The sequence below is a fragment of the Streptomyces sp. SJL17-4 genome (assembly GCF_036826855.1).
Classification (GTDB): Bacteria; Actinomycetota; Actinomycetes; order Streptomycetales; family Streptomycetaceae; genus Streptomyces.
This window is the reverse complement of sequence record NZ_CP104578.1, coordinates 3579669-3601512: the sequence shown is the minus strand read 5'-3', so window position 1 is coordinate 3601512 and position 21844 is coordinate 3579669. Positions and strand designations below refer to the sequence as shown.

Sequence of the window (21844 nt, the reverse complement as noted above, 5' to 3'; positions counted from 1 at the left end):
GACTAACGGACGTAACAGAGAGAGGTAAATCCAATGGCTGGACCCCAGCGCCGCGGAAGCGGTGCCGGTGGCGGCGAGCGGCGGGACCGGAAGGGCCGCGACGGTGGCGCTGCCGCCGAGAAGACCGCGTACGTTGAGCGCGTTGTCGCGATCAACCGCGTCGCCAAGGTTGTCAAGGGTGGTCGCCGCTTCAGCTTCACCGCGCTGGTCGTGGTGGGCGACGGTGACGGCACCGTAGGTGTCGGTTACGGCAAGGCCAAGGAAGTTCCCGCGGCCATCGCCAAGGGTGTCGAGGAAGCCAAGAAGAACTTCTTCAAGGTTCCGCGCATCCAGGGCACCATCCCTCACCCGATCCAGGGCGAGAAGGCCGCGGGCGTCGTCCTGCTCAAGCCGGCTTCCCCCGGTACCGGTGTTATCGCCGGTGGCCCGGTGCGTGCCGTGCTCGAGTGCGCCGGCGTTCACGACATCCTGTCGAAGTCGCTCGGCTCCGACAACGCGATCAACATCGTGCACGCGACCGTGGCGGCCCTCAAGGGCCTGCAGCGTCCCGAGGAGATCGCGGCTCGCCGTGGTCTGCCCCTCGAGGACGTCGCTCCCGCGGCTCTGCTCCGTGCGCGTGCTGGGGCGGGTGCGTAATGGCTCGCCTCAAGGTCACGCAGACGAAGTCGTACATCGGCAGCAAGCAGAACCACCGCGACACCCTGCGTTCGCTTGGCCTCAAGAAGGTCAACGACGTGGTTGTCAAGGAGGACCGCCCCGAGTTCCGCGGAATGGTGCACACCGTCCGCCACCTCGTGACGGTCGAGGAGGTTGACTGACATGGCGGAGACCAACCCGCTGAAGGCCCACAACCTCCGTCCCGCCCCCGGTGCCAAGACCGCGAAGACCCGTGTCGGTCGTGGTGAGGCGTCGAAGGGTAAGACGGCCGGTCGTGGTACCAAGGGCACGAAGGCCCGTTACCAGGTTCCGCAGCGCTTCGAGGGTGGGCAGATGCCCCTCCACATGCGTCTGCCGAAGCTCAAGGGCTTCAAGAACCCGTTCCGCACCGAGTACCAGGTCGTGAACCTGGACAAGCTGACCGCGCTCTACCCGCAGGGTGGCGAGGTCACGGTGGCCGATCTGGTCGCCAAGGGTGCGGTTCGCAAGAACCAGCTCGTCAAGGTGCTCGGCACCGGCGAGATCACCGTGGCGCTGCAGGTGACGGTCGACGCCGTCTCCGGCTCCGCCAAGGAGAAGATCGCCGCCGCCGGCGGCACCGTCACCGAGCTCGTCTGAGACGACTCGATGGCTTGAACATCCGATCGGGGATGCCTCCCAAAAGGGGCATCCCCGATTGGTCGTTCCTAGGGGGGCATGGTCGCCGGTAAGGTGGCGTGCACTGTCTAGGCTCCGTGCGGTATGCCCGCACGGGATTGATGACCGATACCCAATCGTCGAACCTCAAGACCGTCACCCTTGACGCATAGCGCGGGGGTCGCAGGAGGCACCGTGCTCACCGCGTTCGCCCGGGCGTTCAAGACGCCCGACCTGCGCAAGAAGCTGCTCTTCACGCTCGCCATCATCGTGCTGTACCGCCTCGGGGCCCACATCCCGGTCCCTGGCGTCAAGTACGAGGCCGTCCAGCAGTGTGTCAAGCAGGCCAGCGAGGGCAACAACAGCCTGTTCGGCCTGGTCAACATGTTCAGTGGCGGGGCGCTGCTCCAGATCACCATCTTCGCGCTCGGCATCATGCCGTACATCACGGCGAGCATCATCCTGCAGCTGCTGACCGTCGTGATCCCGCGCCTCGAAGCCCTCAAGAAGGAGGGCCAGTCGGGTACTGCCAAGATCACGCAGTACACGCGGTACCTGACGGTCGCCCTCGCCGTGCTGCAGGGCACCGGTCTCGTGGCCACCGCCAAGAGCGGTGCGCTGTTCAGTGGCTGCTCCGTGGCCAACCAGGTCGTACCCGACCCGTCCGTCTTCACCATCGCCGTCATGGTCCTCACCATGACCGCCGGTACCTGTGTCGTCATGTGGCTCGGTGAGCTCATCACCGACCGCGGCATCGGCAACGGCATGTCGATCCTGATGTTCATCTCGATCGCCGCCGGCTTCCCGGGCGCCCTGTGGGCCATCAAGGAGAGCGGCAAGCTCGCCAAGGGCTGGATCGAGTTCGGCACCGTCATCCTCATCGGCTTCGTGATGGTGGCCCTCGTGGTCTTCGTCGAGCAGGCCCAGCGCCGCATCCCGGTGCAGTACGCGAAGCGCATGATCGGCCGGCGCTCCTACGGCGGTACGTCCACGTACATCCCGCTGAAGGTGAACCAGGCGGGTGTGATTCCTGTCATCTTCGCGTCGTCGCTGCTCTACATCCCGGCCTTGATCGCGCAGTTCTCGAACTCCACCGCAGGGTGGAAGACCTGGATCGAAGCCCACTTCGTCAAGGGTGACCACCCCTACTACATCGCGACGTACTTCCTCCTGATCGTGTTCTTCGCCTTCTTCTACGTGGCGATCTCGTTCAACCCCGAGGAAGTCGCGGACAACATGAAGAAGTATGGTGGCTTCATCCCGGGTATCCGGGCTGGTCGACCTACTGCCGAGTATCTGAGCTACGTGCTCAACCGGATCACTTGGCCGGGCTCGCTGTACTTGGGTCTGATCGCTCTTGTGCCGACGATGGCGTTGGCAGGCTTCGGTGGCGCCAATGCCAACTTCCCCTTCGGTGGGACGAGCATCCTCATCATCGTGGGTGTGGGGCTGGAGACCGTGAAGCAGATCGAGAGCCAGCTCCAGCAGCGCAATTACGAAGGGTTCCTCCGCTGATGCGAATCGTCCTCGTCGGACCGCCCGGTGCGGGCAAGGGCACGCAGGCCGCGTACCTTGCCAAGAACCTGGAAATCCCGCACATCTCCACGGGTGACCTGTTCCGTGCCAACATCTCGCAGGGCACGGCGCTCGGGCTCGAGGCGCAGTCGTACATGAAGGCCGGCCAGCTCGTGCCGGACTCCGTGACGATCGGGATGGCCAAGGACCGTATGGAGCAGCCGGACGCCGTCAACGGCTTCCTGCTCGACGGGTTCCCGCGCAACGTGGCCCAGGCCGAGGCTCTCGACGAGATCCTCAAGGCGGGACACGTCCAGCTGGACGCGGTCCTGGACCTGGAGGTCCCCGAGGACGAGGTCGTGAAGCGGATCGCGGGTCGCCGCATCTGCCGCAACGACAGTGCGCACGTCTTCCACGTGACGTACAACGCTCCGAAGACCGCGGGCGTCTGCGACGCCTGCGGTGGCGAGCTCTACCAGCGCGACGACGACTCCGAGGAGACCGTCCGCCGGCGCCTGGAGGTCTACCACACGGAGACCGAGCCGATCATCGACTACTACCGGTCGCAGAACCTGGTGGAGACGATCTCGGCGCTCGGCAAGGTGGACGAGGTCACCGCGAAGGCGATGGCCGCGCTCAAGAAGTAGCCCTGGTTCGTCCGATACGGCCGCGGTGCCCCTCAGGGGCGCCGCGGCCGTATCGTTGTTCTGTTCCCCGTACTCGATGGAAAGGCCGCGGCCACGATGGTGCAGATCAAGACCCCCGAGCAGATCGCGAAGATGCGCGAGGCGGGGCTGGTCGTCGCCGCCATTCACGCGGCGACCCGTGAGGCGGCCGTGCCGGGCGCCACGACCCGCGATCTCGACGAGGTCGCGCGGAAGGTCATCGCCGACCACGGGGCGAAGTCGAACTTCCTCGGGTACGGCGGGTTCCCCGCGACGATCTGCACCTCGGTGAACGAGGTCGTCGTCCACGGCATCCCCGACGACAAGACCGTCCTCAAGGACGGCGACATCATCTCCATCGACGCGGGCGCGATCGTGGACGGCTGGCACGGTGACGCGGCCTACACGGCCTTCGTGGGCACCGGGCACGCGCCCGAGCTCGTCGAGCTCTCCCGTGTCACGGAGGAGTCGATGTGGGCCGGCATCGCGGCCATGAGGCTCGGCAACCGTCTGGTCGACATCTCGAAGGCGATCGAGACGTACATCAAGCGCCAGCCGCGTCCCGCCGTGGGCGACCACAGCCTGGGCCGGTACGGGATCATCGAGGACTACGGCGGCCACGGCATCGGCACCGAGATGCACATGGACCCGCACCTGCTGAACTACGTCTCCCGCAAGCGCGGCAAGGGCCCGAAGCTGGTCCCCGGCCTGTGCCTGGCGATCGAGCCGATGGTCTCCCTGGGCACCCCGCAGACGGAGGTCCTGAAGGACGACTGGACCGTCATCACCACGGACGGCACCTGGTCCTCCCACTGGGAGCACTCGATCGCCCTGACCGAGGAGGGCCCCCTGGTCCTGACCGCGGTCGACGGGGGCAAGGCGAAGCTGGCGGAGCTGGGCGTGACGGCGGCGCCGGACCCGCTGGCGTAGCGAGCGGGCCGCTCCCGGTTCGTCGGTCGGAGGCCGGCGCAGCTCCTCGAAGCTTGTGAGGCGCCCCCGGGCGCCGAGCCCGCGAGAGGGGCGTCGGGATTGGGTCCCGTTGGCGTAGTGGGCGCGTCTGCGCTCGCGCAGGAGTAGCTTTGAGTTTTCTACGGTGTGGTGCCTTGCGTAAGGATCAGTTCGGGTGGGCAGACTTCCCGATTCGTCTTTTCCTGGGGCCTGACGTAGACTGATGCGTCGGCTCTCGTGTACCCGTGTGTCCGCATGCGGCGGCGAGAGTCGATCAAGGTAGCCGATTCGAAAGGCGAAGCGTGGCCAAGAAGCAAGGTGCCATCGAAATCGAGGGCACCGTGATCGAGTCCCTCCCGAACGCCATGTTCAAGGTGGAGCTCCAGAACGGTCACAAGGTCCTCGCGCACATCTCCGGCAAGATGCGGATGCACTACATCCGAATCCTTCCGGACGACCGGGTCGTCGTGGAGCTTTCTCCGTACGACCTGACGCGTGGCCGGATCGTCTACCGGTACAAGTAGATCTTGCCCGCACCCCGCCTTCACGCGCGGGTGATGGCACTGACCCGGAGAACCTCACACCCATGAAGGTCAAGCCGAGCGTCAAGAAGATCTGCGACAAGTGCAAGGTGATCCGCCGTCACGGCCGGGTCATGGTCATCTGCGACAACCTGCGCCACAAGCAGCGCCAGGGCTGACGCACGCCGACCGACCTGCAACTTCGCAGTTCTTCGCGCGACGCATAGCAATACGTACATACGCAGAGCCCGTCGGGCCGTGTTCGCACGGTTGACGGCACCTCCGGCGGGGGCCGGGGACCCGACCTGTACCTCATACGGCAGCCGGGAACGGTTCTGCAGCAGACCCCCGAGAACACAGGAGCCATTGAATGGCACGCGTTTCCGGTGTTGACATCCCGCGCGAAAAGCGTGTGGTGGTCGCACTCACCTACGTCTTCGGCATCGGGCGTACCCGGTCCGAGGAGATCCTCGCCGCGACCGGCGTGAACCCGTCCACCCGTGTCCGCGACCTTGCCGAGGAAGACCTCGTCAAGATCCGCGAGTACGTGGACGCCAACCTCCAGACCGAGGGTGACCTCCGCCGCGAGATCGCCGCCGACATCCGCCGCAAGGTCGAGATCGGCTGCTACCAGGGCCTGCGCCACCGTCGTGGCCTGCCCGTCCGCGGCCAGCGCACCAGCACGAACGCTCGTACCCGCAAGGGCCCGCGTCGCGCCATCGCCGGCAAGAAGAAGCCGGGCAAGAAGTAGTCCTCAGCGGACGCTTGACCAAGCGGTCTTCGCTGTAGGACCGACCACCTCCCGTAGGAGTTATAGATGCCCCCCAAGGGTCGTCAGGGCGCTGCCAAGAAGGTGCGCCGCAAGGAAAAGAAGAACGTCGCTCACGGCCACGCGCACATCAAGAGCACGTTCAACAACACGATCGTCTCGATCACGGACCCCGCGGGCAACGTGATCTCCTGGGCCTCCGCCGGCCACGTCGGCTTCAAGGGCTCGCGCAAGTCGACTCCGTTCGCCGCGCAGATGGCCGCCGAGTCGGCCGCTCGCCGCGCGCAGGAGCACGGCATGCGCAAGGTTGACGTCTTCGTCAAGGGTCCGGGCTCCGGCCGCGAGACCGCGATCCGCTCCCTCCAGGCCACGGGCCTCGAGGTCGGTTCGATCCAGGACGTCACCCCCACGCCGCACAACGGCTGCCGTCCCCCCAAGCGCCGCCGCGTCTGACGCACGGCTGCTTGATCAGGACTTCGGGCGGTACGGCTCTTCGGACCGTGCCGCCCGTACCCTTGCAGTACGCAGCATTCCGTCGGGCGTCAAATAGTGGGCGTCCACGACTGAAGGATTGAACACATGCTTATCGCTCAGCGTCCTTCGCTGACCGAAGAGGTCGTCGACGAGTTCCGCTCCCGGTTCGTGATCGAGCCGCTGGAGCCGGGCTTCGGCTACACCCTCGGCAACTCCCTCCGCCGTACCCTCCTGTCCTCGATCCCGGGTGCCGCTGTCACCAGCATCCGCATCGACGGTGTCCTGCACGAGTTCACCACCGTGCCGGGCGTCAAGGAGGACGTGACCGACCTCATCCTCAACATCAAGCAGCTGGTCGTCTCCTCGGAGCACGACGAGCCGGTCGTGATGTACCTGCGCAAGCAGGGCCCGGGTCTGGTCACCGCCGCCGACATCGCGCCCCCGGCCGGTGTCGAGGTGCACAACCCCGACCTCGTCCTCGCCACGCTCAACGGCAAGGGCAAGCTGGAGATGGAGCTGACCGTCGAGCGCGGTCGCGGCTACGTCTCCGCCGTGCAGAACAAGCAGGCGGGCCAGGAGATCGGCCGTATCCCGGTCGACTCCATCTACTCCCCGGTGCTCAAGGTCACGTACAAGGTCGAGGCGACCCGTGTCGAGCAGCGCACCGACTTCGACAAGCTGATCGTCGACGTCGAGACCAAGCAGGCCATGCGCCCGCGTGACGCCATGGCGTCCGCCGGTAAGACCCTGGTCGAGCTGTTCGGTCTGGCGCGCGAGCTCAACATCGACGCCGAGGGCATCGACATGGGCCCGTCCCCCACGGACGCCGCCCTCGCCGCCGACCTCGCGCTGCCGATCGAGGAGCTCGAGCTCACCGTTCGTTCGTACAACTGCCTCAAGCGTGAGGGCATCCACTCCGTGGGTGAGCTCGTGGCGCGCTCCGAGGCGGACCTGCTCGACATCCGCAACTTCGGTGCGAAGTCGATCGACGAGGTCAAGGCGAAGCTGGCCGGTATGGGCCTCGCGCTGAAGGACTCGCCGCCCGGATTCGACCCGACCGCCGCCGCGGACGCGTTTGGCGCGGACGATGACGCGGATGCCGGGTTCGTCGAGACCGAGCAGTACTAAGAGCTCGGGACCGACGGTCCAGATTTGGCTGCGGGCCGGCTGTGGCTGGTCGCGCAGTTCCCCGCGCCCCTGAGGGGGCGCGGGGTCTCCGACGGGTGACCGCCCGCTCGGACACTGACATCGGTACCTCATACGGCCGGTGCAGATCACAAGGAGAAACACCATGCCGCGTCCCGCGAAGGGTGCCCGCCTCGGCGGTTCCGCCGCGCACGAGAAGCTGCTCCTCGCCAACCTGGCGAAGTCGCTCTTCGAGCACGGCCGCATCACCACCACCGAGGCCAAGGCCCGTCGCCTGCGTCCGGTCGCCGAGCGCCTGATCACCAAGGCGAAGAAGGGCGACATCCACAACCGTCGCCTGGTGCTGCAGACGATCACCGACAAGGGCATCGTCCACACCCTCTTCACCGAGATCGCCCCGCGCTACTCCGAGCGCCCGGGTGGCTACACCCGTATCACCAAGATCGGCAACCGTCGTGGCGACAACGCCCCGATGGCCGTGATCGAGCTGGTCGAGGGCGAGATCGCCAAGAAGGCGACCGTCGCCGAGGCCGAGGCCGCCACCGTGCGCGCCGTCAAGGAGGCCGACGCGGCCGCCGAGGCTCCGGCCGAGGAGTCGAAGGACGCGTAAGCGTTCCGACCGACTGTTCCCGTGTGCGGGCCCGTACCCCTTGGGGTGCGGGCCCGTTCCCGTGCTTGATGGTTTCGAGAGGATTGACGCGTGAGCGATGACGTGCAGGACGGGTTCGTACGGGTTCGGCTTGACCTGTCGTACGACGGCAAGGACTTCTCCGGCTGGGCCAAGCAGTCCCAGGGGCAGCGGACCGTGCAGGGGGACATCGAGGCCGCGCTGCGGACCGTGACCCGGTCGACGGAGACGTACGAGCTGACCGTGGCCGGCCGGACCGACTCCGGGGTGCACGCGCGCGGCCAGGTCGCGCATGTCGACCTGCCCGTCGAGCTGTGGGCCGAGCACCGCGACAAGCTGCTCAGGCGGCTCGCGGGGCGCCTCTCGCACGACGTGCGGGTCTGGTCCCTGACCGAGGCCCCCAGCGGCTTCAACGCGCGTTTCTCCGCGATCTGGCGCCGTTACGCGTACCGCGTCACCGACAATCCCGGCGGGGTCGACCCGCTTCAGCGCGGGCACGTCCTGTGGCACGACTGGGCCCTCGACATGGACGCCATGAACGAGGCCGCCGCCGCGCTCGTCGGCGAGCACGACTTCGCCGCGTACTGCAAGCGGCGCGAGGGTGCCACCACCATCCGCACCCTCCAGGAGCTGCGGTGGGAGCGGCGGCCCGACGGTGTGATGGAAGCCACCGTGAAGGCCGACGCCTTCTGCCACAACATGGTCCGCTCGCTGGTCGGCGCCCTGCTCTTCGTCGGCGACGGGCACCGGCCCGTGGACTGGCCGGGCAAGGTGCTCGCGGCCGGTGTGCGGGACTCGGCCGTGCACGTCGTACGGCCGCACGGCCTCACCCTCGAAGAGGTCGGCTACCCGGCCGACGAGCTCCTGGCCGCCCGCAATCTGGAGGCCAGGAACAAGCGGTCACTCCCCGGGAGCGCCGGCTGCTGCTGAGGCCTGGGCCTTGCCGCGGGCGTAGATCTGGTTGAAGGCGAAGGTGCCCAGGTCGTCGCTGGCCTGGAAGATCGGCTTGTCGGCCTTGGTGACCTTCTTGCCGTTGGAGAAGCCGGCCTGGGTGAAGTAGGCGTAGCGGCCGATCGAGTTCGAGCGGCGCAGACAGACCGTGGCGTGGCAGAAGTCACGTACGCCCGCGCCGGCCAGCGGGGCGATACCGCCGGTGGCCTGGTTCTTCGCCTTCAGGGCCGCGGCCTCCGAGGGGAACACGGCGACGCCGACGGTGATCGCCACGCCGTCCTTCACATAGGTGGCGCGGAGCACCCGCTGGCAGCCGTTCTTCTTCAGGACGGCACCGAGGCCGCCCTGGGTGACGGCCGCGCAGTCGGTCGTCGCCGAGGTCGCGCCCTTGGTGTACGGGCGCTTGTTCATCGTCAGCTTCTTGCCCGGGAAGAGGCCCTCCGCGGAGAGCGGAGCCTTGTCCTTCTTCGGGTCCGAGATGTAGTCCTTCGGGTTCGGCGGGGGCGGCGGTGCCACCGAGGAGAAGGTCGGCTCCGGGGTCGGCGCCGCGGTGGGGGAGACCGTGCCGGTGGGCACCCCGCCGTTCTTGGCCTCGTCGTTCTTCTTGCCGGAGGCCACCACGGCGGTGGCGACGATCGCGCCGACGACCAGGGCGGCCACCGCGCCGCCGCCGATGATCAGCCAGCGCTTGCGGCGGTTACGGGAGGCCGAGGCGTCGGCCAGGGCGCCCCAGTCGGGGGTCGCCCCGCCGCCCTGGGCGCCCGGGAAGGGGTCGGGTGCCGGTGCCTGCCCCTGGCCGGGCTGCTGCCCGTATCCCTGCTGCCCGTACCCCTGAGGCTGCCCGTAGCCCTGCTGCCCGTACCCCTGCTGCGGCTGCTGTCCGTGCCCCTGCTGCCCGCCCTGCTGCGGCTCTTGCGGCCACTGCGGTCCCCCAAAGCTCATGCCGCGCATCCTAAACCGGTTGGGCCCCGGCGACGCGGGCGGTGACAATGCACCTCATGGGACATGTCGAGGCCGCGCATCTTGAGTACTACCTGCCCGACGGGAGGATCCTGCTCGGGGACGCCTCCTTCCGGGTCGGGGAGGGCGCCGTCGTCGCCCTCGTCGGGGCCAACGGCGCCGGCAAGACCACACTGCTCCGGCTGATCTCCGGGGAGCTCCAGCCGCACGGCGGCACCGTCAGGGTCAGCGGCGGGCTCGGTGTGATGCCGCAGTTCGTCGGCTCGGTGCGCGACGCGTCCACCGTGCGCGACCTGCTGGTCTCGGTGGCGCAGCCCCGGATCCGGGAGGCCGCGAAGGCCGTCGACGAGGCCGAGCACCTGATCATGACCGTCGACGACGAGGCCGCGCAGATGAAGTACGCGCAGGCGCTCAGCGACTGGGCCGAGGTGCAGGGGTACGAGGCCGAGACCCTCTGGGACATGTGCACGATGGCCGCGCTCGGCGTCCCGTACGAGAAGGCGCAGTTCCGGGAGGTCAGGACGCTCTCCGGCGGTGAGCAGAAGCGGCTCGTCCTGGAGTCGCTGCTGCGCGGTACCGACGAGGTGCTGCTCCTCGACGAGCCGGACAACTACCTCGACGTCCCCGGCAAGCGGTGGCTGGAGGAGCGGCTGCGGGAGACCCGTAAGACCGTGTTGTTCATCTCTCACGACCGGGAGCTGCTGTCCCGGGGCGCGCAGAAGATCGTCGCGGTCGAGCCCGGCCCGGCCGGCTCGGACGTGTGGGTGCACGGCGGAGGGTTCGACACCTTCCACGAGGCGCGCCGGGAGCGGTTCGCGCGCTTCGAGGAGCTGAAGCGGCGCTGGGAGGAGAAGCACGCCCAGCTGAAGAAGCTCGTCGTCAACCTGCGGCAGGCGGCCGCGGTCAGCCACGACATGGCCTCGCGGTACGCGGCGGCGCAGACCCGGCTGCGGAAGTTCGAGGAGGCGGGACCGCCGCCGGAGCCGCCGCGCGAGCAGGACATCAAGATGCGGCTGCGCGGCGGCCGCACCGGTGTACGTGCTGTGACCTGCGAGAACCTTGAGCTGACCGGGCTGATGAAGCCCTTCTCCCTGGAGATCTTCTACGGCGAGCGGGTCGGCGTCCTCGGCTCGAACGGGTCGGGTAAGTCGCACTTCCTGCGGCTGCTCGCGGGGGACCCGTCCGTCGCCCACACGGGTGCGTGGAAGCTGGGCGCTCGGGTGGTGCCGGGGCACTTCGCCCAGACCCACGCGCATCCGGAGCTGACCGGGCGGCCGCTCGTCGACATCCTGTGGACGGAGCACGCCAAGGACCGGGGCGGGGCGATGTCGATGCTGCGGCGGTACGAGCTGGAGCGGCAGGGCGACCAGCCGTTCGACAAGCTCTCGGGCGGGCAGCAGGCGCGGTTCCAGATCCTGCTCATGGAGCTGGCGGGCACGACGGCGCTGCTCCTCGACGAGCCGACGGACAACCTGGACCTGGAGTCGGCGGAGGCCCTGCAGGACGGGCTGGAGTCGTACGACGGGACGGTGCTGGCCGTGACCCACGACCGGTGGTTCGCGAAGTCGTTCGACCGGTTCCTGGTCTTCGGGTCGGACGGGGTCGTACGGGAGACGACGGAGCCGGTGTGGGACGAGCGGCGGGTCGAGCGTGCGCGGTGACCTCGGGTGGTCGGCGGGTGGAGCGGGCGCGGTGAGGCGCGGCCTCGCGGCGTTTTGACCCGTCCGGGGTGGCGCGGGTAGTGTTGCGGTTTGTTATGCGTATTGGCTTCGTCGTTTTCACGCGAAGGGCCCTTACGCAGGTTCCCTGGAGCAGTTACCAGTGGCTCGCATACGGGCAGTGCCCCGGCAGTGCAGGCCCCAGCTGCATGATCGCTTCAGGTGTGTCTGGACTCCATCCACTGAAGAAGCGAAGGCTACGAAGTGCGTACGTACAGCCCCAAGCCCGGCGATGTCACTCGCCAGTGGCACATCATCGACGCGCAGGACGTTGTCCTGGGCCGTCTGGCGACCACGGCTGCGAACCTCCTGCGAGGCAAGCACAAGCCGGTCTACGCCCCCCACATGGACATGGGCGACTTCGTCATCATCATCAATGCTGACAAGGTCCACCTGTCCGGTAACAAGAAGACCCAGAAGCTGGCGTACCGCCACTCCGGCTTCCCGGGTGGTCTGCGCTCCGTCCGTTACGACGAGCTGCTGGACAAGAACCCCGAGAAGGCCGTCGAGAAGGCCATCAAGGGCATGATCCCCAAGAACACCCTGGGCCGCCAGATGCTCTCGAAGCTGAAGGTCTACGCGGGCGAGAACCACCCGCACGCTGCGCAGCAGCCGGTCCCGTTCGAGATCACCCAGGTCGCGCAGTAGTTCCGGCCACACCCCCTAAGAACGAAAGAAATCTGAGGAGCATCGTGGCCGAGACCACCCCCGAGACCCCCGTCGACGAGTTCGAGGGCGTCGAGGAGTACACCACCGAGACCGAGCTCGTCGAGGGTGAGTACACCTCCGAGTCGCTCGCGTCCCGCTTCGGCGACCCGCAGCCGGCCGCCGGCCTGGGCCGTCGCAAGAACGCCATCGCCCGCGTCCGGATCGTTCCGGGCACCGGCAAGTGGAAGATCAACGGGCGTACGCTCGAGGACTACTTCCCGAACAAGGTTCACCAGCAGGAAGTCAACGAGCCCTTCAAGGTGCTCGAGCTGGACAACCGCTACGACGTCATCGCCCGCATCGCGGGTGGCGGTGTCTCCGGCCAGGCCGGCGCCCTGCGCCTCGGCGTGGCCCGTGCGCTGAACGAGGCGGACGTCGAGAACAACCGCCCGGCGCTGAAGAAGGCCGGCTTCCTCTCCCGCGACGACCGTGCGGTCGAGCGCAAGAAGGCCGGTCTCAAGAAGGCCCGTAAGGCTCCGCAGTACAGCAAGCGTTAATCGCCTGCTCGGTCTGCTTTCGTACGCCCCGGCGGCACTGCCCGTGCCGTCGGGGCGTACGTTTTTTCATAACCTTTTGCACCTTTCATCAGCTTGGGCACGTATTTCTCGGAGGACAGCTGTGGGACGACTCTTCGGCACGGACGGCGTGCGCGGTGTGGCCAACGCGGACCTGACGGCGGAGCTCGCGCTCGGTCTGTCGGTCGCGGCGGCACACGTGCTCGCCGAGGCGGGCACCTTCGAGGGCCATCGGCCGACCGCGGTGGTCGGACGTGACCCCCGCGCGTCCGGAGAGTTCCTCGAAGCCGCCGTCGTGGCCGGGCTCGCCAGCGCCGGCGTCGACGTGCTGCGCGTCGGCGTGCTGCCCACCCCGGCCGTGGCCCACCTCACCGGCGTCCTCGGCGCCGACCTCGGCGTGATGCTCTCCGCCAGCCACAACGCCATGCCCGACAACGGCATCAAGTTCTTCGCGCGCGGCGGCCACAAGCTCGCCGACGACCTCGAGGACAAGATCGAGGCCGTGTACGAGGAGCACCGCACCGGCGCCCCCTGGGAGCGCCCGACCGGTGCCGGCGTCGGCCGGGTCCGTGACTACGACGAGGGCTTCGACACGTACGTCGCCCACCTCATCGCCGTCCTCCCGAACCGTCTCGACGGCCTGAAGGTCGTCCTCGACGAGGCCCACGGCGCCGCCGCCCGCGTCTCGCCCGAGGCCTTCGCCCGCGCCGGTGCCGAGGTCGTCACCATCGGTGCCGAGCCGGACGGCCTCAACATCAACGACGGCTGCGGCTCCACCCACCTGGACCTGCTGAAGGCCGCCGTCGTCGAGCACGGCGCCGACCTGGGCATCGCGCACGACGGCGACGCCGACCGCTGCCTCGCCGTGGACGCCGCGGGCAACGAGGTCGACGGCGACCAGATCCTCGCCGTGCTCGCCCTCGCCATGCGCGAGGCCGGGGCGCTGCGCGGTGACACCGTCGTCGCGACCGTCATGTCGAACCTGGGCTTCAAGCTCGCCATGGAGCGCGAGGGCCTGACCCTCGTCCAGACCGCGGTCGGCGACCGTTACGTCCTGGAGTCCATGAAGGAGCACGGCTTCGCGCTCGGCGGCGAGCAGTCCGGGCACGTCATCGTGCTCGACCACGCCACCACCGGCGACGGAACCCTCACCGGCCTCATGCTGGCCGCCCGGGTCGCCGCCACCGGCAAGTCCCTCGCCGACCTGGCCGGGGTGATGGAGCGGCTGCCGCAGATCCTCATCAACGTGAAGGACGTCGACAAGTCGCGGGTGACCACCTCCGGCGAGCTCGCCGCGGCCGTCACCGAGGCCGAGCGCGAGCTGGGCTCCACCGGCCGTGTCCTGCTCCGCTCCTCCGGCACCGAGCCGCTGGTCCGCGTCATGGTCGAGGCCGCGGACATCGAGCAGGCCCGCGCGGTGGCGCAGCGGCTCGCGGACGTCGTGAAGTCGGCGCTGGGCTAAGCTCTTCTGAGGCATCGTCATGCAGTTGAGGGCCCCCACCGGTGTGGTGGGGGCCCTTGTCTGTTTCAGGCCTTCGGCGCGCGGCGCCAGTGGCCGCGCTGGGTGCGCCAGAGGAGTTTCTGCCCGTACAGGGTCAGGACACCGGCCAGCATGATGCCGAACAGGTTCAGCAGCAGCTGTTCGATCGAGCCCCACATCTGGCCGAGTTCGCCGTAGCTCAGCGCCACCGCCGCGTTCGCGCCCGCCGGGACCGTCGTCACCGAGATGGCCACGCCCACCAGGGCGCCGGACTTCGAGGACGTCAGGGAGAGGGTGCCGGCCACGCCCGCGAGCAGCGCCACGACGAAGGAGAACGGGTCCGGCTGCCAGATGAAGCTGGTGTTCGGTCGGGGCGCGTCCAACTGGTCCTTGCTGAACAGGTCCAGCGCGTCCATCCCCAGGCTGAACACCGTCGTCGCCACGATCGCCGCGGCGAAACCGACGAGCAGCGCGATCAGCGAGCGCGCCGCCAGCCTCGGCGCGCGCCGCACCACCGCCGTACAGACGCCGGCGAGCGGGCCGAACTCCGGGCCCACCGCCATGGCGCCCACGATCAGGATCGCGTTGTCCAGGACGACACCGCAGGCCGCGATCATCGTCGCCAGGATCATGAACGCGCTGTACGTGATCGAGAGCGTCGACTCCTCGTGCGTCGCGCCCGTCAGCTGCTCCCAGATGACCGCGTCCGCCGGCTCTCCCGGGGCCTCCTTCTCGGCGCGGTCCGCGCGCGTGGAGAGGGAGAGATCGATGTTCCCGACCGCGATGGAGCCGTCCTGATCGATCCTCAGCCCGCGGAGCCCCTTGAGGAGTTCGTCGCCGGCCTCGCGGGCCACGTCGCACATGACCACGTCGCCCGAGGGGTCGCGGGCCGCGCCGGGCAGCACGACCAGATGGGTGGTGCCGACCGTGGACTCGATGACCTCGACCGCGGCCGGGGTGCGGTCGGGCGGGACGATCAACCGGAGATGAAGCATGGGGAGAGCGTACGGAGGTCAGAGCTTCCGGAGGCTCAGCCGCTGCACCTTGTGATCGGGGCCCTTGCGGACGACGAGCGTCGCCCGGCCGCGCGTCGGGGCCACGTTCTCCAGGAGGTTCACCTTGTTGATGGTCCGCCACATGGTGCGGGCGTAGTCGAGGGCCTCGTCCTCGGAGACCTGGGTGTAGCGCTGGAAGTACGAGTCGGGGTCCTGGAAGGCGGTGTCACGCAGCTTGCGGAAGCGGTTGAGGTACCAGCGCTCGATGTCCTCCGGGCGGGCGTCCACGTACACCGAGAAGTCGAAGTAGTCGGCGAGGCCGACCCGGGTACGGCCGTCCTTGCCGGGCAGGGCCGGCTGGAGGACGTTGAGGCCCTCGACGATGAGGATGTCCGGGCGGCGGACGACGAGGCGCTCGCCGGGGACGCGGTCGTAGATGAGGTGCGAGTAGACCGGGGCCGTGACCTCGTCCTTGCCCGCCTTGATGTCCGCGACGAACCGGGTCAGGGCCCGGCGGTCGTACGACTCGGGGAAGCCCTTGCGGGACATCAGGCCGCGGGACCTCAGCTCCTCCATCGGGTAGAGGAAGGCGTCCGTGGTGACCAGCTCCACGCGCGGGTGCTCCGGCCAGCGGGCGAGGAGGGCCTGGAGGAGACGGGAGACCGTCGACTTGCCGACGGCGACCGAACCGGCCACTCCTATGACGAAGGGGGTGCCGCGCTGCTCGGCGCTCTCACCGAGGAAGGTGTTGAGGGCGCCGCGCAGTCCGCTGGTGGCCTGTACGTACAGGTTGAGCAGCCGGGACAGCGGGAGGTAGATGTCCCGCACCTCGTCGAGGTCGATGACGTCCCCGAAGCCGCGGAGCCGCTCGACCTCGTCGGCGGTGAGGGGGAGCGGGGTCTTGTCGCGCAGGGCGCTCCACTCGGCGCGGGTGAGGTCGACGTAGGGCGTCGTGCCGTTGGCGCTTCGTGGCGGCGAAGTGATCACCCCGCCATTGTCGGGGGTCGCACGGCTCCGTGGGCCGTGGGGTGGCCGTGGGGTGGGTCACGCGACAAAGGTGGGCGTGGCGTGGGTCACGCGACAAACGTGGCCGTGGGGTGGGTCACGCGACAAACGTGGCCCGGGGTGGGTCACGCGACAAAAGCGGTTGTCGTACCGCTGCCCTAGGGTGATCCTGCTTGACGCCGCGTGGGCTGCTGTTCTTCACGCGGGGGGAGCCGCCCCAGCGGGCGGCACGATGATCACGAAGAGAAGCAGAGAGCCACCACCCATGCGTACGTCCATGAGAAGTGCCGCCGTCGCCGCCACCGCCGTCTCCTTCGCCCTGCTCGTCACCGCGTGCGGCGGCGGGGAGAAGAGCGACGACAAGGGCAAGGCCTCCGGTGCCCCCAGCGCCTCCGCCACGAGCGCGCCCGCGGCGAAGGCGTTGTCCGCCGCCGAGCTGGAGAAGCTGATCGTCGCGACCGCCGACGTCAAGGGCCACCAGGTGACGAAGGCCGACACCGGGGACGTCGTGCCGGCGGCCCAGGTCACCGCCGACAAGGCCGCCTGCGCGCCGATCGCCCACGCCATGTCCTTCATCTCGCCCGGCTCGCCCGCCGCGTCGACGCAGCGCAAGGTGCTCGAAGAGCCGAAGAAGGACGCGTCGGCCTCTCCGGAGGACGCGCTCCTCGGCGGGCTCGGTGTCCGGATGACGGCCGTCACTCTCGGTTCGTACGACGGACAGGGTGCCCAGGAGGCCTTCGCCTCGGTGAAGAAGGCCGGCGCGGAGTGCGCGGGCGGCTTCACCGTCGTCCACCTCAAGGAGAAGACCAAGGTCGGCAAGGTCGCCCCGGAGACCGTCACCGCCGGTGAGGAGGCCGTCGCCTTCACCGTCACCTCCGAGATGGAGGGCGAGCCGTTCGTCAGCAAGCTGGTCGTCCTGCGCCAGGGCAACACGCTGGCCTCGTTCTCCACCATCAGCCTCGCTCCCGGCGGGGTCAAGGCGCTGCCGCAGGCCGTCATCGACGCGCAGGCCGCCAAGCTGTCCTGACTCCGGCCCTTCGGGCGCCCGCGGCCGTAGGCTGCCGTCATGTGCGGAATCGTGGGATACGTCGGCGGGCAGTCGGCGCTTGATGTGGTGGTCGCGGGCCTCAAGAGGCTCGAATACCGGGGCTACGACTCGGCCGGTGTCGCGGTGCTCTCCGACGGAGGGCTGGCCGCGGCCAAGAAGGCGGGCAAGCTCGTCAATCTGGAGAAGGAGCTCGTGGACCGGCCGCTCGCCGGCGGGTCCGTGGGCATCGGACACACCCGCTGGGCCACCCACGGCGGGCCGACCGACGCCAACGCGCACCCGCATCTGGACAACGCCGGGCGCGTCGCCGTCGTCCACAACGGCATCATCGAGAACTTCGCCGCCCTCCGGGACGAGCTGGCCGAGCGCGGCCACGACCTGCTGTCCGAGACGGACACCGAGGTCGTGGCCCACCTCCTCGCCGAGGAGTTCTCCTCCGCCGGGGACCTCGCGGAGGCCATGCGGCTGGTGTGCCGGCGGCTCGACGGGGCCTTCACCCTGGTCGCCGTGCACGCCGACCAGCCGGACGTGGTCGTCGGCGCCCGCCGGAACTCGCCGCTCGTCGTCGGCGTCGGCGAGGGCGAGAACTTCCTCGCCTCCGACGTGTCCGCGTTCATCGCCCACACCCGCTCGGCCATCGAACTCGGCCAGGACCAGGTCGTCGAGCTGACCAGGGACGGCGTCACCGTCACCGACTTCGACGGGGTCCCCGCCGACGTCCGCGCCTTCCATGTGGACTGGGACGCCTCCGCCGCCGAGAAGGGCGGCTACGACTACTTCATGCTCAAGGAGATCGCCGAGCAGCCCAAGGCGGTCGCCGACACCCTCCTCGGCCGGATCGACGGCGCCGGCCGGCTCACCCTCGACGAGGTGCGCATCCCCGACGCCGTGCTCCGCGAGGCAGACAAGATCGTCATCATCGCGTGCGGCACCGCCTTCCACGCCGGTCTCATCGCCAAGTACGCCATCGAGCACTGGACCCGCATCCCCTGCGAGGTCGAGCTCGCCAGCGAGTTCCGCTACCGCGACCCGATCCTCGGCCAGCGCACCCTCGTCATCGCCATCTCCCAGTCGGGCGAGACGATGGACACGCTGATGGCGCTGCGGCACGCGCGCGAGCAGGGCGCCAAGGTGCTCGCCGTCTGCAACACGAACGGTTCGACGATCCCGCGCGAGTCCGACGCCGTGCTGTACACCCACGCCGGGCCCGAGGTCGCCGTCGCCTCCACCAAGGCCTTCCTCACCCAGCTCGTCGCCTGCTACCTCCTCGCGCTCTACCTCGGTCAGGTGCGCGGCACCAAGTGGGGCGACGAGATCCACGCCGTCGTCCGCGAGCTCGCCCGGATCGGCGACGAGGTGGAGCGGGTCCTGGAGACCATGGAGCCCGTCCGGGCCCTCGCCCGCTCCCTCGCGCACAAGGACACCGTCCTCTTCCTCGGCCGGCACGTCGGCTACCCCGTCGCGCTCGAAGGCGCCCTGAAGCTCAAGGAACTGGCGTACATGCACGCCGAGGGCTTCGCCGCCGGAGAGCTCAAGCACGGGCCGATCGCGCTCATCGAGGAGGACCTGCCGGTCGTCGTGGTCGTGCCCTCGCCCAAGGGCCGCTCCGTCCTCCACGACAAGATCGTCTCCAACATCCAGGAGATCCGGGCACGAGGCGCCCGCACCATCGTGATCGCCGAGGAGGGCGACGAGGCCGTCGTCCCGTACGCCGACCACCTCGTCCGCATCCCGGCCACGCCTACGCTGCTCCAGCCGCTGGTCTCCACGGTGCCGCTCCAGGTCTTCGCCTGTGAGCTCGCCACCGCGCGGGGCAACGAGGTCGACCAGCCGCGCAACCTGGCGAAGTCCGTGACCGTGGAGTGAGTGGGAAATGATCATTGGGGTGGGGATCGACGTGGCCGAGATCGACCGGTTCGCCGCGTCGATCGAACGGACACCGGGGCTGCTCCAGCGCCTCTTCGTCGAACGGGAGCTGCTGCTCCCCAGCGGCGAGCGGCGCGGGCCCGCGTCCCTCGCGGTGCGGTTCGCCGCGAAGGAGGCCCTCGCGAAGGCGCTCGGCGCGCCGGGCGGGCTGCACTGGACGGACGCCGAGGTGTACGTCGAGGGCACCGGGCAGCCACGGCTGCGGGTGAGCGGGACGGTGGCGGCGCGGGCCGCGGAGCTGGGCGTGAAGCACTGGCACGTGTCGCTGAGCCATGACGCGGGGGTGGCGTCCGCGGTGGTGATCGCGGAGGCGTAGGCGTGGGCGTGGGCATGGGCGTGGGATGTACGGACCAGGGGCCCGGCCGTCGGGAAGGAAACGGTCGGGCCCCTGGCCGTGTGCGCGCGGCTGCCAGGGCCGGCGTCGGGTGTGAGTGCCGCGCGCGTCTAGGGGGTGGTGGCCGTACCTTCCGTCCCTTCCGTCCCTACCGTCCCTTCCTGTGCCGCTCGGCGGCGGGTCAGGATCAGGGCCGTGCCGCCGAGGGCGGCGAGGCTCGCCGCGGTGAGGGCGATGGGGAGGGTGCGGCTGCCGGTGGCGGCGAGGCCGCGGGTGCCTTGGCCGGTGCCTTGGGCAGTGCCTTGGGCGGTGCCTTCATTGATGCCGCCGGTGGTGCCTCCCGTGGTGGCGGCCGGGGAGGGTGAGTCCGTCGGGGGCGGCGTCTGTCCGGGGCTCGGGGCGGTCGTCGTCGGTGAGACGGACGTCGAGGTGGGTGCGGGTGTGGGTGGGGCTGCGGACGTGGCTGTGGACGTGGGCGTCGGCGAGGCGCCTGTCGGGCTCGGGGCCGGGTGCGTCGTGGGGTCCGTCGGCGTCGGGTCCGTCGGCTCCTGGGTCGGTGTCGGTTCCGGGGGCGTCGGGGCCCTCCGTACCGTCTGGGTCACCGCGCCGCCCGCCACCGTGTAGAGCGTGTGCTCCGCCGGGTCCAGGGCGAGGGCCGCCGGGCGTTCGCCCGTGGTGATCGTTTCCGTCACCGTGCCCGCCTTCGGGTCGACGACCGCCACGGACGAGGCCCCGGTGCGGGCCGCGTACAGGGTGGTCGTCCCCGGGTCGTACGCGAGGGCCTTCGGGTTGCCGTCGACGGTGAGGCTGCCGGTGACCTCCAGTGCGGCCAGGTCGACGACCGAGACCGTACCGGCGGCGAGGTTGGCCACGTATCCCGTGCGGCCGGTCGGGTCGACGGTGACGCCCATGCTGCCGAGGGCGGTCGTGCCCAGGCTGACGGCGCCGGTGAGGCGGCCGGTGGTGCCGTCGACGGCGTTGAGGATGTTCCGGTAGACGACGGAGCCGTTCTCGACGGCGCCGCCGACATAGGTCGCGTACCCCGTGTGGCTCGTGGTGTCCACGGCGAGTCCGGCCGGGTGGAAGGGCAGGACGACGGGCGTGCCGACGACCGTGCCGGTCCCGGTGTCGTGGACGGTGACGGATCTGGCGGCCTGGTTGCCGACGTACAGCCGTCCCTGCCCCGGGTCGGCGGCGAGGAGGCTCACGCTGCCCTCGACCGGCAGCCGGTGGTCGGTGACGGTGCGGCTCGCGGTGTCGTAGACGGCGATACGGGTGGACAGGCCGAGGTAGAGGGTGCCGGGCGCGCCGAGGGCCATCACCGTGGCGGGGGCCGGGAGTTCGACCGGGTCTCCGACGGGGGCGCCGGTGGCCGTGTCGTACACCGTGAGGCGGTGGGCCGAGCCGTCGCTGCTGCTGACGTACAGCCGGTCGGCGGCCGGGTCGACCTCGGCGTCGAGGGCCGCGCCCAGGGGCGGGGTGAGGGTGCGGAGGTTCTCGTGGAGCGGGGCGGGGGCCGCTGCCGGGGTGGTGGCCGGCCCTACCGTGGCCGGCCCTACCGTGGCCGGCCCGACCGCCGCCGTGCCCGTGAGGGCGAGCACGGCGGCGGTCGTGAGGAGGGCGGTTCTCACTGGAAGGTCACCGGCACGTAGACGTCGTACTTCCGGTCGGAGCTGTCGAAGTGGTCCGCGCGGGTGACGATCGCGCAGGTCACACCCGACTGGCCGCAGGTGACGGTGTCGGAGAGCTTGGCCTTGACGTGGATCTGGACGGAGAAGGAGCCGAGGCCGCCGGACTCCGTGAACGGGGAGGAGTTGGACGGGGACATCCAGTACCAGTCGCTGTTCACCCAGTGGGAGGCGCCGGTCGTGCCGGTCTCGTCCTGGCCGCCGAGGCAGGGGGTGGGCTTGTTGTTCCAGGTGCTGGGGTCGGCGGTGTTCACCCCCGCGGGTATCGCGCAGAGGCCCACGTAGACGCCCTGGTCGGGGTTGTAGCCGGAGCCGGTCACGGTGACGTTGGTGCCGGCGGCGGAGGCGGTGTTCGGGGCGGTGAGCGAGAGGTTGTAGGTGCGGGTGCCGTCGGTGACGGTGCGGTTCGTGGTGGCGGCGGAGGCGGTGGAGGCGAGGCCGAGGGTGAGGGCGGCGGCGGAGGCGAGGGTGAGGGCGGAGCGGGTGAGGGTGCGGGTGCGCATGGCGAAGCCGGCCTTCCGGGAGCTGGTTATTTAGGTAAGGCAAACCTAAGTTGA

General features: G+C 69.4%; 25 protein-coding genes. 20 read left to right on the top strand and 5 right to left on the bottom strand.

What is annotated here, in order from left to right; translation table 11 throughout:
* The first annotated feature begins 33 nt into the window (after positions 1-33).
* The 13 genes from rpsE (at position 34) to truA (ending at position 8889) form a co-directional block, all read left to right on the top strand.
* Positions 34-636, top strand: coding sequence for a 30S ribosomal protein S5 (gene rpsE / locus N5875_RS15800; protein WP_017239585.1), 603 nt, complete (start codon positions 34-36; stop codon positions 634-636).
* Positions 636-818, top strand: coding sequence for a 50S ribosomal protein L30 (gene rpmD / locus N5875_RS15795; protein ID WP_015035589.1), 183 nt, complete (start codon positions 636-638; stop codon positions 816-818). Before rpsE ends, rpmD begins: the two co-directional genes overlap by 1 nt.
* A 1-nt stretch (position 819) precedes the next feature.
* Positions 820-1275, top strand: coding sequence for a 50S ribosomal protein L15 (gene rplO, locus N5875_RS15790; RefSeq protein WP_030318646.1), 456 nt, complete (start codon positions 820-822; stop codon positions 1273-1275).
* Between the two features lie 213 nt (positions 1276-1488).
* Positions 1489-2808 (top strand): preprotein translocase subunit SecY, encoded by a 1320-nt coding sequence (secY, locus tag N5875_RS15785; RefSeq protein WP_318208694.1) that lies wholly within the window; start codon positions 1489-1491, stop codon positions 2806-2808.
* Complete coding sequence (locus tag N5875_RS15780; RefSeq protein ID WP_318208695.1) at positions 2808-3455, top strand: adenylate kinase; 648 nt, start codon at positions 2808-2810, stop codon at positions 3453-3455. Before secY ends, N5875_RS15780 begins: the two co-directional genes overlap by 1 nt.
* Before the next feature lie 96 nt (positions 3456-3551).
* Positions 3552-4403 carry a type I methionyl aminopeptidase gene (gene map, locus N5875_RS15775; RefSeq protein ID WP_148005768.1) on the top strand — a complete coding sequence of 284 codons (852 nt, stop codon included), beginning with the start codon at positions 3552-3554 and terminating at the stop codon, positions 4401-4403.
* 320 nt (positions 4404-4723) lie between these two features.
* On the top strand, positions 4724-4945 hold the full coding sequence (infA, locus tag N5875_RS15770; protein WP_003956442.1) for a translation initiation factor IF-1: 222 nt from the start codon (positions 4724-4726) through the stop codon (positions 4943-4945).
* 62 nt (positions 4946-5007) lie between these two features.
* Positions 5008-5121: a 50S ribosomal protein L36 gene (gene rpmJ / locus N5875_RS15765; protein WP_003956441.1), complete on the top strand. Its 114-nt coding sequence runs from the start codon at positions 5008-5010 to the stop codon at positions 5119-5121.
* Positions 5122-5312: 191 nt separating this feature from the next.
* Positions 5313-5693, top strand: a complete 381-nt coding sequence (gene rpsM / locus N5875_RS15760) for a 30S ribosomal protein S13 (RefSeq protein ID WP_015035595.1) — start codon at positions 5313-5315, stop codon at positions 5691-5693.
* Positions 5694-5759: 66 nt separating this feature from the next.
* Entirely contained in the window at positions 5760-6164 is a 405-nt protein-coding gene (gene rpsK / locus N5875_RS15755; protein WP_006376016.1) for a 30S ribosomal protein S11, read from the top strand.
* 126 nt (positions 6165-6290) lie between these two features.
* On the top strand, positions 6291-7313 hold the full coding sequence (locus N5875_RS15750; protein ID WP_024755423.1) for a DNA-directed RNA polymerase subunit alpha: 1023 nt from the start codon (positions 6291-6293) through the stop codon (positions 7311-7313).
* Between the two features lie 163 nt (positions 7314-7476).
* Positions 7477-7941 (top strand): 50S ribosomal protein L17, encoded by a 465-nt coding sequence (gene rplQ, locus N5875_RS15745; protein ID WP_015035596.1) that lies wholly within the window; start codon positions 7477-7479, stop codon positions 7939-7941.
* Positions 7942-8031: 90 nt separating this feature from the next.
* Positions 8032-8889, top strand: a complete 858-nt coding sequence (truA, locus tag N5875_RS15740; protein ID WP_231072447.1) for a tRNA pseudouridine(38-40) synthase TruA — start codon at positions 8032-8034, stop codon at positions 8887-8889.
* Here the strand turns inward: truA and N5875_RS15735 are convergent.
* Positions 8860-9852: a hypothetical protein gene (locus N5875_RS15735; protein ID WP_318208696.1), complete on the bottom strand. Its 993-nt coding sequence runs from the start codon at positions 9850-9852 to the stop codon at positions 8860-8862. The two genes, truA and N5875_RS15735, sit on opposite strands and share 30 nt — an antisense overlap.
* Before the next feature lie 56 nt (positions 9853-9908).
* Here N5875_RS15735 and N5875_RS15730 point away from each other — a divergent pair, with 56 nt between their 5' ends.
* The 4 genes from N5875_RS15730 to glmM all read left to right on the top strand — a co-directional run bounded on the left by N5875_RS15730 (position 9909) and on the right by glmM (position 14273).
* Positions 9909-11531 (top strand): ATP-binding cassette domain-containing protein, encoded by a 1623-nt coding sequence (locus N5875_RS15730; RefSeq protein WP_318208697.1) that lies wholly within the window; start codon positions 9909-9911, stop codon positions 11529-11531.
* A gap of 261 nt (positions 11532-11792) precedes the next feature.
* Complete coding sequence (gene rplM, locus N5875_RS15725; protein WP_015035600.1) at positions 11793-12236, top strand: 50S ribosomal protein L13; 444 nt, start codon at positions 11793-11795, stop codon at positions 12234-12236.
* Positions 12237-12280: 44 nt separating this feature from the next.
* Entirely contained in the window at positions 12281-12793 is a 513-nt protein-coding gene (rpsI, locus tag N5875_RS15720) for a 30S ribosomal protein S9 (RefSeq protein WP_015035601.1), read from the top strand.
* Positions 12794-12914: 121 nt separating this feature from the next.
* Complete coding sequence (glmM, locus tag N5875_RS15715; protein ID WP_318208698.1) at positions 12915-14273, top strand: phosphoglucosamine mutase; 1359 nt, start codon at positions 12915-12917, stop codon at positions 14271-14273.
* 65 nt (positions 14274-14338) lie between these two features.
* Here glmM and N5875_RS15710 read toward each other — a convergent pair whose 3' ends face one another.
* Both N5875_RS15710 and coaA read right to left on the bottom strand, forming a co-directional pair.
* Positions 14339-15286, bottom strand: a complete 948-nt coding sequence (locus N5875_RS15710) for a DUF389 domain-containing protein (RefSeq protein WP_318208699.1) — start codon at positions 15284-15286, stop codon at positions 14339-14341.
* An 18-nt stretch (positions 15287-15304) separates the two neighbouring features.
* Entirely contained in the window at positions 15305-16273 is a 969-nt protein-coding gene (gene coaA / locus N5875_RS15705) for a type I pantothenate kinase (RefSeq protein ID WP_318208700.1), read from the bottom strand.
* A gap of 295 nt (positions 16274-16568) precedes the next feature.
* Here coaA and N5875_RS15700 point away from each other — a divergent pair, with 295 nt between their 5' ends.
* Genes N5875_RS15700 through N5875_RS15690 form a run of 3 tightly spaced genes read left to right on the top strand, consistent with a single transcriptional unit; the run spans position 16569 to position 19581 of the window.
* Positions 16569-17318 (top strand): hypothetical protein, encoded by a 750-nt coding sequence (locus N5875_RS15700; protein WP_318208701.1) that lies wholly within the window; start codon positions 16569-16571, stop codon positions 17316-17318.
* Between the two features lie 39 nt (positions 17319-17357).
* Entirely contained in the window at positions 17358-19205 is a 1848-nt protein-coding gene (gene glmS / locus N5875_RS15695; RefSeq protein ID WP_318208702.1) for a glutamine--fructose-6-phosphate transaminase (isomerizing), read from the top strand.
* A 7-nt stretch (positions 19206-19212) separates the two neighbouring features.
* Positions 19213-19581: a holo-ACP synthase gene (locus N5875_RS15690; RefSeq protein WP_266895479.1), complete on the top strand. Its 369-nt coding sequence runs from the start codon at positions 19213-19215 to the stop codon at positions 19579-19581.
* A gap of 128 nt (positions 19582-19709) precedes the next feature.
* Here the strand turns inward: N5875_RS15690 and N5875_RS15685 are convergent, their stop codons facing one another.
* Positions 19710-21230, bottom strand: coding sequence for a YncE family protein (locus N5875_RS15685; RefSeq protein ID WP_338494394.1), 1521 nt, complete (start codon positions 21228-21230; stop codon positions 19710-19712).
* Entirely contained in the window at positions 21227-21790 is a 564-nt protein-coding gene (locus N5875_RS15680; protein ID WP_318208704.1) for a hypothetical protein, read from the bottom strand. The genes N5875_RS15685 and N5875_RS15680 overlap by 4 nt, the downstream gene beginning before the upstream one ends.
* Positions 21791-21844: the final 54 nt, after the last annotated feature.